General features: G+C 68.3%; 16 protein-coding genes. 12 read left to right on the top strand and 4 right to left on the bottom strand.

Translation table 11 applies throughout. From position 1 onward, the window contains the following. Positions 1-475 precede the first annotated feature (475 nt). A complete protein-coding gene (locus tag ABNX08_RS03470; protein WP_022533782.1) occupies positions 476-1072 on the top strand; it encodes a helix-turn-helix domain-containing protein in 597 nt (198 codons plus the stop codon). A 68-nt stretch (positions 1073-1140) separates the two neighbouring features. On the opposite strand, the gene ABNX08_RS03465 is transcribed toward ABNX08_RS03470, so the two are convergent. Continuing rightward, complete coding sequence (locus tag ABNX08_RS03465) at positions 1141-2223, bottom strand: ornithine cyclodeaminase (protein WP_022533781.1); 1083 nt, start codon at positions 2221-2223, stop codon at positions 1141-1143. Positions 2224-2260: 37 nt separating this feature from the next. Then, a complete protein-coding gene (locus tag ABNX08_RS03460) occupies positions 2261-3139 on the bottom strand; it encodes an arginine deiminase-related protein (protein WP_349605673.1) in 879 nt (292 codons plus the stop codon). Positions 3140-3304: 165 nt separating this feature from the next. On the opposite strand from ABNX08_RS03460, the gene ABNX08_RS03455 reads away from it, so the two are divergent. Further along, on the top strand, positions 3305-3727 hold the full coding sequence (locus ABNX08_RS03455) for an Lrp/AsnC family transcriptional regulator (protein WP_022533779.1): 423 nt from the start codon (positions 3305-3307) through the stop codon (positions 3725-3727). 7 nt (positions 3728-3734) lie between these two features. On the opposite strand, the gene ABNX08_RS03450 is transcribed toward ABNX08_RS03455, so the two are convergent. Continuing rightward, the gene (locus tag ABNX08_RS03450; protein WP_022533778.1) at positions 3735-5492 is read right to left on the bottom strand and encodes a chloride channel protein; all 1758 of its coding nucleotides are present in this window, start codon (positions 5490-5492) and stop codon (positions 3735-3737) included. A gap of 128 nt (positions 5493-5620) precedes the next feature. Between ABNX08_RS03450 and ABNX08_RS03445 the strand changes: the two genes are divergently transcribed. The 6 genes from ABNX08_RS03445 (at position 5621) to ABNX08_RS03420 (ending at position 12473) form a co-directional block, all read left to right on the top strand. Then, positions 5621-6760, top strand: coding sequence for an HPP family protein (locus ABNX08_RS03445; RefSeq protein ID WP_022533777.1), 1140 nt, complete (start codon positions 5621-5623; stop codon positions 6758-6760). Positions 6761-7582: 822 nt separating this feature from the next. Continuing rightward, the gene (locus ABNX08_RS03440) at positions 7583-8782 is read left to right on the top strand and encodes an AI-2E family transporter (RefSeq protein WP_349605672.1); all 1200 of its coding nucleotides are present in this window, start codon (positions 7583-7585) and stop codon (positions 8780-8782) included. Continuing rightward, the gene (locus ABNX08_RS03435; RefSeq protein ID WP_022533775.1) at positions 8782-9495 is read left to right on the top strand and encodes a paraquat-inducible protein A; all 714 of its coding nucleotides are present in this window, start codon (positions 8782-8784) and stop codon (positions 9493-9495) included. The genes ABNX08_RS03440 and ABNX08_RS03435 overlap by 1 nt, the downstream gene beginning before the upstream one ends. Next, entirely contained in the window at positions 9492-10229 is a 738-nt protein-coding gene (locus tag ABNX08_RS03430) for a paraquat-inducible protein A (RefSeq protein WP_022533774.1), read from the top strand. Before ABNX08_RS03435 ends, ABNX08_RS03430 begins: the two co-directional genes overlap by 4 nt. After that, the gene (locus ABNX08_RS03425; RefSeq protein ID WP_022533773.1) at positions 10216-11862 is read left to right on the top strand and encodes an intermembrane transport protein PqiB; all 1647 of its coding nucleotides are present in this window, start codon (positions 10216-10218) and stop codon (positions 11860-11862) included. The genes ABNX08_RS03430 and ABNX08_RS03425 overlap by 14 nt, the downstream gene beginning before the upstream one ends. After that, complete coding sequence (locus tag ABNX08_RS03420) at positions 11859-12473, top strand: PqiC family protein (RefSeq protein ID WP_349605670.1); 615 nt, start codon at positions 11859-11861, stop codon at positions 12471-12473. Before ABNX08_RS03425 ends, ABNX08_RS03420 begins: the two co-directional genes overlap by 4 nt. 45 nt (positions 12474-12518) lie before the next feature. On the opposite strand, the gene ABNX08_RS03415 is transcribed toward ABNX08_RS03420, so the two are convergent. Continuing rightward, a complete protein-coding gene (locus tag ABNX08_RS03415; RefSeq protein ID WP_349605669.1) occupies positions 12519-13079 on the bottom strand; it encodes a nucleoside 2-deoxyribosyltransferase in 561 nt (186 codons plus the stop codon). A gap of 199 nt (positions 13080-13278) precedes the next feature. On the opposite strand from ABNX08_RS03415, the gene ABNX08_RS03410 reads away from it, so the two are divergent. From ABNX08_RS03410 to modB, 4 genes are all read left to right on the top strand, one after another. Further along, the gene (locus tag ABNX08_RS03410; protein WP_022533770.1) at positions 13279-14220 is read left to right on the top strand and encodes a 2-hydroxyacid dehydrogenase; all 942 of its coding nucleotides are present in this window, start codon (positions 13279-13281) and stop codon (positions 14218-14220) included. A 72-nt stretch (positions 14221-14292) separates the two neighbouring features. Continuing rightward, entirely contained in the window at positions 14293-14487 is a 195-nt protein-coding gene (locus ABNX08_RS03405) for a DUF1059 domain-containing protein (RefSeq protein ID WP_022533769.1), read from the top strand. A 209-nt stretch (positions 14488-14696) separates the two neighbouring features. Further along, on the top strand, positions 14697-15479 hold the full coding sequence (modA, locus tag ABNX08_RS03400; protein ID WP_349605667.1) for a molybdate ABC transporter substrate-binding protein: 783 nt from the start codon (positions 14697-14699) through the stop codon (positions 15477-15479). 18 nt (positions 15480-15497) lie between these two features. After that, positions 15498-16211, top strand: coding sequence for a molybdate ABC transporter permease subunit (gene modB / locus ABNX08_RS03395; protein ID WP_022533767.1), 714 nt, complete (start codon positions 15498-15500; stop codon positions 16209-16211).

Below are 16211 nucleotides of genomic sequence, written 5' to 3'. Positions count from 1 at the left end.
AGTAAACCTGGCCCTGCATCCTCGCTGCCGGCGATCCATCACGGCATGACAAGACATTTCTGAAGCGACTGCTGAATTTCGGACAGCGGCCGCGGGCGTTGCGGCGCGCCGGGGAACCACCTCGGCACGCCGGTGTCTGCGTTACTGTCGCTGCCCCACACCCCCTCGGTACAAATGTGCGGTGAAGTACAAAGGTGCGACGGAATATAGTTTTTTCTTACTAATAGACTTGCCTTTGCGGCATATTATGGGCTTCCGGCAAATCCGGACCCGAGGCAATGCAAGTTGCGGAAATAGCTGCAACCCCGGGAAATGACAAAAACGTCAAATCAAAAATAAACAGCCGTCCGGCCGGCGGGGAGCGGGCCAGGACACAGGGTCAGTCAACCATTGGCAGTAACGAACACGCGGCGCAGGTGCCTGGCGCCACGCGCGCCCTCCCGGCGCGACTGCCTTCAGGACTACGGGTGATTGGATGAAACTGGATCCGGCACTGGCTGAAAAGCCTTACTACAGCACGCGAACAGCGGCAAAACTGCTCAATGTCTCATTGGGCACCGTACAAAAGATGGTCGAACGCGGCGAACTCGGCGCGTGGAAAACCAACGGCGGCCATCGGCGCATCCACAAGGAAACCGTGCATCGCCTGCTGGCGACGCGCATCGGCCACGAACCGGCATCGCCGCACGGCCTGGACCTGGTGGTGTTCCATCCCAACCACCAGGAAGCGCAACGCATCCACGGCCAGCTCGGCAAGTGGGGGCTGCCGCTCAAGAGCGTGGTGGTCGATGACGTGCTCGACACCGTCATCACCTCAGTCAGCGAGCATCCGCGCGTGGTGCTCTACTACGTCGACGAACTGAACGACAACGAGTCGGCCACCATCGAGAAGCTGCAGAACTTCTTTGCCAGCCAGCACGTGATCTTTGCGGTGATCACCAACCGGCAGGCCTATGACGGCGTGGCCGACGCGCTGCAGCACTGGGGCATCATGGTGTTCCTGAAGACGCCGTCGCTGGAAGAGGTCAAGGGCTTCCTGCGCGCACAGCTGATGATGGGGCGCGCCCCCTGAGGCTGCGCAGCGCCATCGGTCAACAAGAAGAGACCAGGGGCCACGCAGGCCCCTGTTTGCCGTTGGCCTCAGGCCACCGCCACGTGGCGCGGCGGTGCCAGCCCCGCTTGCCCGTCGGCCTGTGCCATCATCCAGCCGTACAGGTTGCGCGGGTCGGGCGGCATCGCCACCAGCTCCACCGCCCTGCCCACGCGGTGCGCGTGCGCCGCGGCGTAAAGCCAGCGCAGCGCGGCATAGTCTTCCAGCGCAAACCCCACTGAATCGAACACCGTCACCTCCTCCGCTGTGGCGCGTCCGGGCGCATGACCGGCCAGCACCTGCCACAGCTCGGTCACCGGCGACTCCGCCGCCAGCTGCTGGATCTCGCCTTCGATGCGGGTCTGCGGTTCGTACTCCACCACGATGCGCGCGTGACGCAGGATATCCGGATGCAGCTCGGTCTTGCCAGGGCAGTCGCCGCCGACCGCGTTCAGGTGCATGCCCGGACGGACCATAGCCGGCGTCAGGATGGTGGCGCGGGTCTTGTCGGCAGTGACGGTGGAGACGATGTCGGCGCCGGCCAGCGCCGCCTCTGTCGACGCGGCCGGACGGATCACCAGCCCCGGAACACCTGACAGGTTGCGCATCAACCGTGCCGTGGCGGCCGGATCGATGTCATAGGCGACAATCTCGCGCACACCCAGCATGGCGTGAAACGCCAGTACCTGGAATTCCGCCTGCGCCCCGTTACCGATCAGCGCCATGCTGTGCGCGCCGGGCCGGGCCATGGCGCGCGCGGCCAGGGCCGAGGTAGCCGCGGTGCGCAGCGCGGTGGCCAGCGTCAGATCGGCCAGCATCAGCGGAAAGCCGGTTTCCACTTCGGCCAGCAGGCCGCACGCCATCACCGTGGGCATGCCGTGCTGCGCGTTGCGCGGATGGCCGTTGACGTACTTGAACGCGTACTGGATGCCGTCGCTGACGGGCATCAGCTCAATCACGCCACGCGCTGAATGGCTGGCCAGGCGCGCGGACTTGTCAAAGGCATGCCAGCGCAGGAAGTCCTGCCGGACCTGCTCGGCCATCTGCACGATGGCGGCCTGCGCGCCGATGGCGGCCACCAGGCGGGCCACGTCATTGGCGTCGAGGAACAGCGACCGGGCGGAATCTTTCATAATTGTCTCCATGGGCTGTCTGTGCCGTGCGTGGTTTTCAGGCGGCCACCGCGGCGATGCCCGGACCGCTGCTGCGGTCCAGCCGCAGCGTCATGCAATACGCGCCACCGCCGGACAGCATGAAGGGCGACAGGTCGACCTCGTGCAGCGTGTAGCCGCGCCGGCCCAGTTCCGTGCGCAGGTGCGGCGTGGTACGGGTCATCACCACCTGGTCGTTCAGGTTGACCGCATTGACGCTGAAGTGGCGCAGGTCGTCCGCGGTGGCCTCGATGCGCAGCCGTGCCGGCACGCGTGCGCGCAGCTCGCGCAGCGCGGCTTCGCTGAAGGCGGGCGGGTAGTACAGCACTTCGCCGCCGGACAGCGGGCAGAAGCACACGTCGAGGTGGTAGCTCTGCTCGGTGGCCAGTTCCAGTGCCACCACGTCCTTGCCGAAGTAGTTCGATACGGCGGTGGCCGCCTCGTGCGACGAGCGTGGCCCGAAGCCGGCCCAGAAATGGCCGCGGCTGGCGTCCCAGATGCAGTCGCCCGCGCCTTCCTGGAAACAGCCTTCGGGCAGCAGCGCGACCTCGTCGAGCAGGCCGCGCTCGCGCAATGCGCCAAAGATCGTGCCGAACGGGGCTTCTTCGCCGCGCCGCTGCGGGTAGCGGAAGCGCGCCAGCAGCGCGCGGCCGTCGAGCACCACCGCGGCGTTGGCCGGGAACACCATGTCGGGCAGCCCCGGCGCGCCGGCGGCCACCTCCACCGCAAAGCCGGCCCGGGCCAGCGCCTCGCGCAGCGCATCGAAGGACTCCATGGCGCTGCGGTGCATGCCGCGCGGGTCGCGCGCCCAGGCGGCCGGGTCCATCCACGGATTGATGCTGTACGACACGTCGTAGAAAGTCGGCTCGACAAGCAGGATCGTGGGGGTGTTGATCACGGTGGCTCCTTTTTTCGTGATGGCGGTTGGGAAAGAATTCGGTCGATTGAATTCTCGGGCAGGCTGGCGCTAACTAATAGCCAGCAATATGCGCAATTTGCGCCTACCATTCAGCAAATCGCCAGATCACTTTGGCAAATCGCCAACAACCCCTTTTCGCCTGCCATGGATGCCACCGATCACCAGCTCCTGTCACTCCTGCGCGACAACGCGCGCACGCCCGTCACCGCGCTGGCCCAGGCGCTGCGCGTGTCGCGCGCGACCGTGCAGAACCGGATCGACAAGCTGGAAAAGGAAGGGGTGATCGTCGGCTATACGGTGCGCCTGCGGCCCGAGGCCGAGGCACACCGGATCCGCGCATGGATGACGATCGCCGTGGAAGGCAACAAGGCCCGCGCCGTGCTGCAGGCGCTGCGCGGCGAGCCCAACGTGCAGGCGCTGCACACTACCAACGGGCGCTGGGACATCATTGCCGAGCTGCGCGCCGACAACCTGGAGGCCTTTGACCGCACGCTGGACCGGATCCGGCTGATCGACGGCATCAGCGCCACCGAGACCAGCATCCTGCTGTCGACCTACAAGCTGTAGGCGACGCTCAGGCCGCTACGCGCCCGCGCAGGCGCTCGCGCCGCGATTCCTCATGGTGCACATGACCGCTGGGGCGCAGCAGGTCGCGCAACGACAGGATCCCGGCCAGGCGCATGGTCTCCACGCTCTCCACCACCGGCAGCCGCGCCACGCTCAGCGCCGCCATGCTGCCGGCGGCGGCGCGCGCGGTCTGGCCGGGCAGCAGCACATGGGCTGGGGTGGTCAGCAGGTCGCGGCAGCGCATGCCTTGCGGCACCTCGCCCGCCGCCAGGCCCCGGATCGCGCTCCGCTCCAGCATGCCGAGCACGCGCCCGTCCGCCACCACCGGATAGGCGCGATGCGCGGCATGCTCGCCGAAATAGCGCGCCATGGCCTCGGCCACCGGCAGGTCGGCGTCGATGGCGACCACCTCGCGCGTCATCAGCTCGCCCACGTGCGCGCGCTCGAGCGGATCGACGCCGTACTCGCGATAGATATGCAGGCCGCGCCGCGCGATCTTCTCGGTCATGATCGAGCGCTTCATGGTCAGCACCGAGAAGCCGTACGCCACCGCCGTGGTCAGTAGCAGCGGCAGCAGCGCCTGCGTGTCATGGGTCAGGCCGAAGGCAAAGACGATCGCGGTCAGCGGCGCACCCAGCACGCTGCCGAGCACGCCGGCCATGCACACCAGCGCCCATAGCTGCGGCGAGCCGCCCGGCAGCCACGGGGCCAGCACCACGCCCAGTCCCGCGCCCAGCATCAGCAGCGGCGCCAGCACCCCGCCCGAAGTGCCCGAGCCCAGCGCCGCGATCCAGATCAGGGCCTTGACGGCCAGCAGCGCCACGGCGATCTCGATGGCGATGCGGTTGTTCAGCAGGTCGCCGATCACGTCATAGCCCACCCCCAGCGCGCGCGGCTCGAAATAGCCGCCGATGCCGACCACCAGCCCGCCGAGCGCCGGCCACCACATCCAGTGCACCGGCAGGCGCGAGAACGCGTCTTCAGTGCGGTACAGCGCCAGCGTCAGTGCCGCGCCCAGCGCGCCGCACAGCAGTCCGGCCAGCACGCACGAGGCCAGCGCCGGCGTGCCGGCCGCGGCGGTCTGGAGCGGGAACAGCGGGCCCGCCTCGAAGAACAGCGGGCGCAGGAAGCCCGCCACTGCGCACGCCAGCGCCACCGGCAGCAGGCTGCGCGGGCGCAGCTCGAACAGCAGCAGCTCGACCGCCAGCAGCACCGCCGCCACCGGCGTGCCGAAGATCGCCGTCATGCCGGCGCACGCGCCTGCCACCAGCAGCGCCTTGCGCTCGCCCGCCGTCAGGTGCAGGTACTGCGCCAGCAATGACGCCAGCGAACCGCCGGTCATGATGATCGGCCCCTCGGCGCCGAACGGCCCGCCGCTGCCGATCACGATGCCCGAAGACAGCGGCTTGAGCACCGCCACGCGCGGCGACATCTTGCTCTTGCCGAACAGCACCGCCTCGATCGCCTCGGGGATGCCGTGGCCGCGGATCTTGTCGCTGCCGTAGCGGGCCATCAGCCCGACGATCAGCCCGCCCAGCACCGGCACCGCGATCACCCACGCACCGAGCGCATGGCCGGCCGGCGAGCGCTCGGCCAGCGACAGCGTCTGGTAGAAAAACAGGTTGGTGAAGAAGCGGATCAGGTTGACCAGCACGTCAGCCGCGACGGTGCTGAGCGCACCGATGCCGAGCGCGATGACGGACAGCATCAGCAGGCGGCGGTTGACGGCGTAGTCGCGCTTTTCGGACGGTGCGGCGGACGACATTGGCGGGCTCCTTGTTCTTGTGCGGTGCAAAATGCGCCAATGTTGGGATGCGCTGCACCAAAGGCGACCGAATATATCACCCCGTGATATATTACGTGCACCATTCCCAAGCGCCCCCCGTCACAAGAATGCCAACCGCCCCCGCCGTCTCCGCCCTGGCGCAGAATGCCCGTGCCTGGTTACGCACTTTCGTCCCGCTGCCGGTCGCCGCGAACCGCCATGAGCGCCTCAAGAGTTGCATTGGCGCCCTGCTCGGCCTGTTCTGCACAGAGTGGATCAGCCACCAGACCCTGGGTGGCTTCAACCCCTGGTTCGTCGCGCCGATGGGCGCCTCGGCAGTGCTGCTGTTCGCGGTGCCGTCGAGTCCGCTGGCGCAGCCGTGGTCGATCATCGGCGGCAATCTGCTGGCTGCGCTGGTCGGCGTGGCCTGCGCGCGCTGGATCCCGGATCCCGGGCTGGCCGCCGCGACCGCCGTGGCGGTGGCGATCGCGCTGATGTTCCAGTTCCGCTGCGTGCATCCGCCCAGCGGCGCCGTCGCGATCACCGCGGTGTTCGGCGGGCCGGCGGTCAGTGCGCTGGGCTTCGGCTTCGTGGTGGTGCCGGTGCTGTTCAATTCGATGCTGCTGTTGTTGATGGCGCTGGCCTTCAACAACCTGTCGCAGCGGCGCTACCCGCACCGCCCGCCGGAGCCTGCGATGCAGCATGGCACCAAGGACGTGCCGCCAACCCAGCGCGTGGGTTTCACCCGTGCCGACCTGGACGCGGCACTGCAGCAGCGTGGCGAATTCCTCGACATCGAAGAAGACGACCTCGAGCAGATCCTGGTGGCCGCGCAGTTGCGCGCCTACCGCCGTCACTTCGGCAACGTGCTGTGCGGCGAGATCATGTCGCGCGACGTGGTCATGGTGCGGCCCGACCAGCCCGCCCATGAAGCCGGCCACCTGCTGTCGCGGCACCGCATCAAGGCCTTGCCGGTGGTGGACGCCAACCGGCGGTTGGAGGGGATCATCACCCAGAGTGATTTCTTTGCGGCGCAGCGGGATACCGGGGCGCGGCGGCTGGCCGGGACTGTGCGGGATCTGATGACGCGTGCGGTGGTCACTGCTCGGGCGGAACAGCCGATGGTGGAGTTGGCGCAGGCGTTTTCGGACGGCGGCTTGCATCATGCGCCGGTGATCGACGACCACCGCCGCGTGGTCGGCATGGTCACCCAGTCCGACCTGGTTGCCGCGCTGCTCAAGAGCGGCGTGATGGCGGTTCCGGGTTGAAGGTGGGCTCTGGGCTGCGGTCTTGTATGTCGATGATCGGCGGCTCTCGCTGCTGGTGACATGTTGTCGCGGCTGGTGACATGTTGTCGTTGTTTGAACCGCCTGGTTCCGCCCTCCTGGGCGGGTCACTTTTTGTCCGAGCGACAAAAAGTAACCAAAAAGCGCGTCGCCTGCGGCTGGCCTTTTATCAAGGAGGCGGCGTGGGTGGTTCGGGCGGCGGTGATTTCCGTTTTGGCGTGGCCGCGGTTCGAGCCTGCTACGCCAGGTGAGTCAGTGACGGTGCCTACGTACACCGACTTTTGAACGATCCCCATGCAGGGTGTAGGCCGCCTTCTAACCACCGTATCGCATCAACGCCTTCGGCTGCGCTGCGCGCGGCGTCCGGGTCCTAATGGCTGGGATGCGCCTGCCTGTGACACCCTCATGGGTGACAAACGAGTTCAATCACATGGGTAACACGCTGAGGCTTGGCTAGCCAAATTAGAAACCTGTTACCTATGTGCTTGAACTGTTTTGTCCCCTACGTCGGTGAACCGTACCGTCCTAAGTGACCCGCCCAGGAGGGCGGAACCAAGCGGTTCAACAGCTGCAGCATGTCACCAGCCGCGACCAGGTCGTCGATCATCGACTGCCTGCCGCAGCCACCCCAACCATGCCATATCCCCCAACCTGTTCAACATCACAATCCTATGGCACTGTGGACCCACCGGACATACCGCACCGCAGTGACGCCTGAATCACCCCCTTTCAGATGTCCCGCCCCGCCGTAAGCTATATTTACGCCGTTTCCGTCACCCGGACGGAACCTAGGGAGACCCATCAATGAGTTCCGGCCAGTTAATCGAGAAAATCGCAGCGGTTTTCGCCCTGATCGTGCTGATCGGCGGTTCCCTGCTGGTGCTCGCGCCGTTCACCACTGCGCTGCTGTGGGGCGCCATCCTGGCCTTCAGTTCGTGGTACCCGTACACAGTGCTGTCGCGTTGGCTGGGCAACCGGCGCGGCCTGGCGGCGCTGATCTGCGTGCTGGTGGCAACCGTGATCGTGCTGGGCCCGTTCGTCTACGCCGGCGCCAGCTTCTCCGCGCACCTGGACGAACTGTCCGCGCTGGTCGACCGCTATGTGGAACAGGGCCTGCCACAGCTGCCCGATTGGCTGAGCAGCCTGCCCTTCGTCGGCTCCTACCTGCACAGTTCCTGGGAGAGCGTGATCCACGCCGACTCCGAGATGGTCGCCAACCTGCGCAAGCTGATCGCGCCGGTGGGCCATGTATTGCTCGGCGCCGGGCTCTCGATCGGCGCTGGCTTGGGCCAACTGGCCCTGTCGATCATCCTGGCCTTCTTCTTCTATACCGGCGGCGAGTTCGCCATCGCCTGGCTGCGCGCGGGCATGCGCCGCATTGCCGGCGAGCGTGCCGACCACCTGCTGGAGCTGGCCGGCAGCACCGTCAAGGGCGTGGTCTACGGCGTGCTGGGCACCGCTTTTATCCAGGCCGTGCTGGCCGGCATCGGCCTGTGGATCGCGGGCGTGCCGGGCGCGGCCATCCTGGGCTTCATCACCTTCTTCCTGTCGGTGATCCCCGTCGGGCCGCCGCTGGTGTGGCTGCCGGCGGCGCTGTGGCTGTACCACACCGGCTCCACCGGCTGGGCCATTTTTCTGGTGGTGTGGGGCGTGGCGGTGGTCAGCATGGCGGACAACATCGTCAAGCCGCTGCTGATCAGCAAGGGCACCGGCTTGCCGCTGATCTGGATCATGCTGGGCGTGCTCGGCGGCGCGCTGGCGTTCGGCTTCCTGGGCGTGTTTATCGGGCCGACGCTGCTGGCAGTGGCCTATGCGCTGCTGCGCGACTGGACCATCGGCTCGGAGGGCGAGCTGAAGCAAGACCTGATGGCCGGCGATGCGATCGCCGCGACCCCGGCCGCGGCCCCTCCCACCATCTCGGCCGTGCCGGCGAGCCCTTCCGCACCGGCCGTGGTCGACAACCCCGACGTCCCGCCGGCCGCCACCGGCAAGCATCCCGGCTGATGGCAGTACATGACGCGCCCCCGGCGGCCGACCCCTCGCCCGACACCTCGCCCGCCGCGCTGCACCGGCTGGTGGCGTGCGAATACTGTGACGCCATCTACGAACGCACCCCGATCTCGCCGGGCGAACGCGCGCTGTGCCTGCGCTGCGGCGGCGAGCTCTACCGCGAGAGCCGCCGCCACTACCGCCGCCTGCTGCCGCTGGTCATCACCGCGCTGGTCCTGTTCCTGATCTCCAACGCCTTCCCGATCGTGGAGATGGACCTCAAGGGCGTGCGCACCCAGACCACGCTGTTGGGCGCGGTACAGGCGCTCAACGACGACCAAATGGCGCTGGTGGCGGCGCTGGTGTTCGCGACCACCATCCTGTTCCCGCTGTCCGAGCTGCTGATGATGGCCTACCTGCTGGTGCCGATGGCGCAGCACCGCATGCCCGCCGGCTTCGACCGCATCGTGCGCGGCATCCGCCAGACGCGGCCGTGGGGCATGATCGAAGTCTTCATGATCGGCGTACTGGTCACGCTGGTGAAGCTCTCCACCATGGCGCGCGTGCTGCCCGGCATTGCGCTGTGGTCGTTCGGGGCGCTGGTGATCGTCCTGGCGGCGATGCTGTCATTCGACCCGCGCGACCTGTGGCGCCACCTGGAATCGCCGGACGGCGACGCACAGGCCCCGGCCAGCGACCCCGGCACCCCGGACGAGGAAGGCCGATGACGGGCACCCCGCAACCGCCCCGGCAGCCGGTTCGGCTGGCTCGCCCGCGCCAGCTCGCGCGCGAGGTCGTGGCCGAACTCACCGACGACGACGAACGCACCCCGCTGCCGCTGGTGCCCACCGCCAGCCGCCTGGGCCTGGTGTCCTGCCACGCCTGCGACCTGGTCAGCCCGAGCACGCTCGAAGGCGAGCCCTGCCCGCGCTGCGGCGCCACGCTGCACCATCGCAAGCCCGAGAGCCTGGCGCGCACCTGGGCCTTCCTGCTGGCGGCCTATATCCTCTATATTCCGGCCAACCTGCTGCCGGTGATGGTCACCCGCTCCATCCTCGGCACGCAGCAGGACACCATCCTGTCCGGCGTGATCTACCTGTGGTTGTCCGGCTCGCACCTGCTGGCCGTGGTGGTGCTGATCGCCAGCATCATCGTGCCGCTGCTGAAGATGGTGATCCTGACCTTCCTGCTGCTTTCGGTACATTTCCGCTCGCGCTGGCGGATCCGGCAGCAGACCCGGCTCTATGGCCTGGTCGAGGTGATCGGCCGCTGGTCCATGCTCGATATTTTCGTGGTGGCACTGCTGGCCTCGCTGGTGCGGGCCGGGGCGCTGGCCACCATCATCCCCGGCGGCGGCGCTCTCGCCTTTGGCGCGGTCGTGGTCCTGACCATGCTGGCTTCGCTGAGCTTTGATCCGCGCCTGCTGTGGGATTCGCTGGAAGATAACAATGCCCGACACTGACAACCAACCCTCCACGCCCGGCGGCACCCCACCGCCGGGCCTGCCGCGGCCCGAGCGCCGGCGCCGCGCGCGCTGGATCCCCTCGCTGGTCTGGCTGATCCCGATCGTCGCCGCCGTGGTCGGCGTCTCGCTGCTGGTGCATACGCTAGCCTCGCGCGGGCCCGAGATCACCATCACCTTCCGCACCGCCGAGGGCCTGACGCCCGGCAAGACCGCGGTGCGCTACAAGGATGTCGATATCGGCCTGGTCAAGTCGGTGCGCCTGGCGCGCGACCGCTCGCACGTGGTGGCCGTGATCGACCTGACCAAGGACGCCGAGAACTTCGCCGTGGCCGATACGCGCTTCTGGGTGGTGCGTCCGCGCTTTGCGGCCAGCGGCGTGTCGGGGCTGGAAACGCTGCTCTCTGGCGCCTATATCGGTGTCGATGCTGGCAAGTCGGGCGAATCCACGCGCGACTTCAAGGGCCTGGAAGTGCCGCCGGTGGTGACCACCGACGCCTCCGGCAAGCAGTTTGTGCTGCGTGCCTCGGAACTGGGCTCGCTCGATATCGGCTCGCCGGTGTACTACCGCCGCGTGCAGGTGGGCCAGGTGGTGGCGTACCAGCTTGAGCCCAACGGGCGCGACATCACGCTGCGCGTGTTCGTCAACAAGCCTTATGACAAGCTCGTCACCGCCGATTCGCGCTTCTGGCATGCCAGCGGCGTGGACCTGAAACTCGATGCCGGCGGGCTCAAGCTGTCGACGCAGTCGCTGGTGACGGTGCTGCTGGGCGGCGTCGCCTTCCAGGCGCCGGACCGCACTTCCGCCACCGAGGCCGCCGCCGAGAACACGCAGTTCCTGCTGGCCGGCGACCAGGCCGAGGCGATGAAGGAACCGGATGAACTGGCGCCGACGCTGGCCGTGCTCAACTTCGACCAGTCGGTGCGCGGGCTGTCGCCAGGCGCGCCGGTGGACTTCCGCGGCGTGAACGTGGGGCAGGTGCGCTCGATTGGGATCGAGTACCAGCGCGACAAGAAGGCATTCCGCATGCCGGTGGTGGTTGAGCTCTATCCCTCGCGCATGGGCTTCCGCGAGCGCGACGTAGAGGACCGCGTGCGCGCGCGCCAGATCCTCGAGGGGCTGCTCAAGCGCGGCATGCGCGCACAGCTGCGCACCGGCAACCTGCTCACCGGCCAGCTCTACGTGGCGCTCGACTTCTTTCCGAAGGCGGAGCCGGCCAAGGTCGACCTGGACGCGCCGATCCCGGAATTCGCCACCACCCCGGGCACCTTCGACCAGCTGCAGGCGCAGGTTGGCGATATCGTCAACCGCATCGACAAGGTGCCGTTCGACCAGATCGGCCAGGACCTGCGCAAGACGGTGGCGAGCCTGAACCAGACGCTGGCCACGGCCGACAAGCTGGTGCAGCAGCTCAACGGCGACGTCGCGCCGCAGGTGCTGGCGGCGCTGCAGGACGCGCGCAAGACGCTGACCACGGCCAACGGCACGCTCGCGTCCGACGCGCCGCTGCAGCAGGACACGCGCCGCATGCTGCAGGAACTGACGCGCACCGCGACCTCGCTGCGCACCCTGACCGATTACCTCGAACGCCATCCCGAAGCGCTGGTGCGCGGCAAGCCGGAGAAAGATTGATGAAGCGACTTCCTCTCACCAGCCTTCTGGCGGGCGCGCTGGCTGCTGCCGCCGTGGCCGGTTGTGCCTCGCCCGAACCGCGCTACTACACGCTGGCCCAGGGGCCCGCCGCGGTGGCGACGTTGCCGCCGGCGACGCCGGCGGCCTCCACCAATACGCTCTGGCTGGAAGTCGCGCCGGTGCGCGTGCCGGAGCGGCTCAACCGCCCGCAGCTGGTGGTGCGCGATGGCGCGGGCGGCGACGCCAGCCTGCGCTTGCTGGACCTGGCGCGCTGGTCGTCGCCGCTGCCGGATGAACTGCGCGATGCGCTGTCGCAGCGGCTACAGGCTACGCTGGGTGCGGTCGATACCTACCAGCAGGGGTTGTCAGACGTGCAGCCGCTGTATCGCATCACGACCGAAGTGCTGCGGCTCGATGCGGATGTGGGGCAGCGGGCGGGTGCCACCATCAACTGGACGGTGCGGCGGCTGCCGGATGGCAAGGTGGTCAGCGGGCGGACGCAGGCTGAGCTGCCGGCACCGGGCGCGGTGGATGGGGTGGTGGCGGCGTATCGCGAGATCGTGGCGAGTACGGCGGCGGATATTGCCGCCGGCGTGCAGTCGCTGCGGTAAGCCGGGAGTGCCCGGGCTGGCCAAAGGAGAGAAACGACAGCGCCGTCAGTCATCCCCCCAGGCCGCCAGATCCCGCTCCCGCCGCGCGGCGGCTTCAGCGGCGCGACGCCGGTCCGCCGCGGCCATCGCCGCCAGGCACTCCGCCGCCCCGCCCTGCACCAGCTTCACGGAACACGCCAGCATCAGGTTCTTGCCGAACCCGAAATCTTCCACCACAAACCCGCGCGCATCCAGCGGCCGCCCTGCTTCATCGGTCACCACCGTGACCCGCTCGCGCAGCGTGCCCGCATCCGCGCTGTAGCCCCACACCGGCTTCTGCAGCGCCACCGCAAAACCCACCTCGAACGCCGTGCCGGAATCCGGCTCGCCCGGCCCGCGGAAATCGTCGAGGTTGGCCACCACCATGTCGGCGCGGCGCAGCAGCGCGATATTGGCGTCATAGACCCAGCGCGCGGTGTCCTGGCCCGACAGGCCCTGTGGCGCGGACTTGTCGAGCGGGTACAGGCCGGTGAAACCGTGCGCGGCGCACAGCGCCTTGAGATGCTCGCCCCAGGCGAGCGCATCCTTGCGAAAGACGTCAAAGCCAGCAAGGTAGATGGTTTTCATGGCACGTGGGAGGCAGGAAAAGAGGACGCCCGCAGCATAACCCGGCGGTGCCGCCCCGCGTGCCCGAACATCGCACAATCTTGCACGCGCGCAAGTCCGCTGCGCTTTGCCGCCGCCTGCGCGGCACGTGACCCTGCGCTACCATTGCCCGTCAGGGCCGACGCCCTGCCCGCCTATCCCAACGACTTCCGCTCTTCCCATGTCCGCTCCCCAGATCCTCCAGGTCGGCCCGCTCGCGCCGCAGACCAACGCCACCCTCCAGCAGCAATACGGCGTCGCCGCGCTGTGGCAACAGGCCGATCCGCTGGCCTGGGCGGGCAGCGAGGGGCAGCAGGTGCGCGTGGTGGTGACCTCGGCGCGCCATGGCTGCAGCGCCGCGCTGATCGATGCGCTGCCGCGGCTGGAGGCCATCGTCAGCTTCGGCGTGGGCTATGACTCGATTGCGCTGGACGCGGCCCGTGCGCGCGGCATCCAGGTCAGCAACACGCCCGACGTGCTCAACGATTGCGTGGCCGACCTGGCCTTCGGCCTGCTGCTCGACGCCGCGCGCGGCATTGCATATGGCGACCGCTTCGTGCGCGCGGGGCGTTGGCCGCAGGGCGGCTTCCCGCTGACGACGCGCGCGTCGGGCAAGAAACTCGGCATCCTCGGGCTCGGCCGTATCGGCGAGATCGTGGCGCGCCGCGCGCAGGGCTTCGACATGGAGATCGCCTACAACAACCGCCGCCCGCGCGAGGGTGCACCGTGGCGCTTCGAGCCCGACCTGAAGGCGCTGGCCACGTGGGCCGACTTCCTGGTGGTGACCTGCGTCGGCGGCCCGGCAACCGCCGGTCTGGTGTCGCGCGAGGTTATCGACGCGCTCGGGCCCAAAGGCATCCTGGTCAATGTCTCGCGCGGCAGCGTGATCGACGAAGCGGCGCTGGTGGCGGCGCTGGTCGAAGGCCGCCTGGGCGGCGCGGGGCTGGACGTGTTCCAGGACGAGCCCAAGGTACCGCCCGCGCTGCTGGCGCTGGACAATGTCGTGATGGCCCCGCACATGGCCAGCGGCACGCACGAGACGCGCGCCGCCATGACCGCGCTGACGCTGCAGAACCTGGATGCATTCCTCACGAACGGCAAGGTGCTGACGCCGGTGCTGTAGCGACCTGTCGCCCTGCCTATACTGGATGCACCGGCTTCATTTCACCCTGCGGGCCGGGGTCTGGAGGGCAATATGGCACGCAAATTTATCGATTGCCGCGAGTTCCCGAGCGAAACCAACTGCACGGTTGCGCTGAGCGCCGACAGCGAGGACGAACTGCTCGAAGCCGCGGTCCAGCATGCGGTGGCGGTGCACAAGCATCAGGACACCCCTGAACTGCGCACTCAGTTGAAATCGTTGTTCAAGGAAGGCACCCCGCCGGCATGAAGCCGGCAAGGCTGGCGCCCGCGCGGGCGCCGGCCCCCGCCCTGGGGCTCATTCGCAGCTCCTGATACAGCACTTGAGTCAGGCCGAATACCCATGACAGCCGTCATGGCGCATCATTGACGCAGCGCTATATACAGACTTATATTGCGCCTGACACTCCAGCGGCCGCCCCCACGGCGCCGCTGGCCAGAGCTTCCCAAGGATTCCCGATGTCCGCTTTCCGTTCCCGCCGCTGCGGGATGCTGCCGCGCCTGCTGGCGGGCGCCGCCGCCGCGCTGGCCCTCGCCGCCCCGCCCGCCTTCGGCGCCGACCTGGTGGTCTCCGCCGCCTCCAGCCTGACCAACGCCTTCAAGTCGCTGGCCGAGTCGTACCAGCGCGCCCATCCCGGCACGCAGGTGGTGCTCAACTTCGGCGCCTCGGACGTGCTGATGCAGCAGATCGTCAAGGGCGCGCCGGCCGATGTGTTCGCCTCCGCCGACCAGGAAGCGATGAACAAGGCCGAGGCCGAGAAGGTGATCGCCCCGGCCTCGCGCCGCAACTTTGCCGCCAACCAGGTGGTACTGATCGTGCCATCGGACAGCAAGCTGGCGATCGGCTCGCTGCAGGACCTGATGCGCCCCGAGGTCAAGCGCATCGCCTATGGCAACCCGGCATCGGTGCCGGTGGGCCGCTACACGCGCGGCGCGCTGGAAGCGGCCGGGCTGTGGGATGCCGTCACCGCCAAGGGCGTGCCGGCGCAGAACGTGCGCCAGAGCCTGGACTACGTGGCGCGCGGCGAGGTCGAAGCCGGCTTTGTCTTCGCCACCGATGCAGCGGTGATGCCGGACAAGGTCAGGGTCGCCGTGCGCGTGCCGAGCCGCACGCCGGTGACCTATCCCATCGCCGTCACCAGCCAGTCGCGCCAGCAGAAGGAAGCCGCGCAGTTCGTCGACTACGTCGCCTCGCCCGAAGGCCAGGCGATCCTGTCGCGCTACGGCTTCCAGAAGCCCTGACCACGCAACCCGCGCACCATGGACGCCGTCTGGGTACCGCTGCTGCTGTCGCTGAAGGTGGCTGGCTGGGCCACCGCGCTGAACGCCGTGCTCGGCGTCGGCGCGGCGTGGGCGCTGGCGCGCTGGCGCTCGCCCCTGCGCGACGTGGTCGATGCGGTGCTGACGCTGCCGCTGGTGCTGCCGCCCACCGTGCTGGGCTACTACCTGCTGGTGCTGGTGGGCCGGCGTGGCGTATTTGGCGAGTGGCTGGCGCGGCTGGGCATCGAACTGGTCTTCACCTGGCAGGGCGCGGTGCTGGCCTCCACCATCGTCGCCTTCCCGCTGGTGCTCAAGTCCGCGCGCGCCGCGTTTGAAGGCGTGGATCATCAATTGGAAAATGCCGCACGCGTCCTGGGCGTGCCCGAGGCCGGCATCTTCTTCCGCGTCACGCTGCCGCTGGCCGCGCGCGGCATCATCGCCGGCGTGCTGCTGGCCTTTGCGCGGGCGCTGGGCGAGTTCGGCGCGACGCTGATGATCGCGGGCAACCTGCCCGGGCGCACGCAGACGCTGTCGGTGGCCATCTATGAAGCCGTGCAGGCCGGCGACGACAACACCGCCAACCTGCTGGTACTGGTGACCTCGGTCACCTGCGTGCTCTTGCTGGTGGTCGCGGGGCGGCTGGTGCCGGCGGCCGCGCGCAATCCCGCCCACCTTTACGAACGCCGGCGCCTGCGCCCTCGTGTCTTCCGCTGA

This window comes from Cupriavidus sp. DF5525 (assembly GCF_040149425.2).
Lineage (GTDB): Bacteria > Pseudomonadota > Gammaproteobacteria > Burkholderiales > Burkholderiaceae > Cupriavidus > Cupriavidus pickettii_A.
This window is presented reverse-complemented; position numbering and strand designations above follow the sequence as displayed.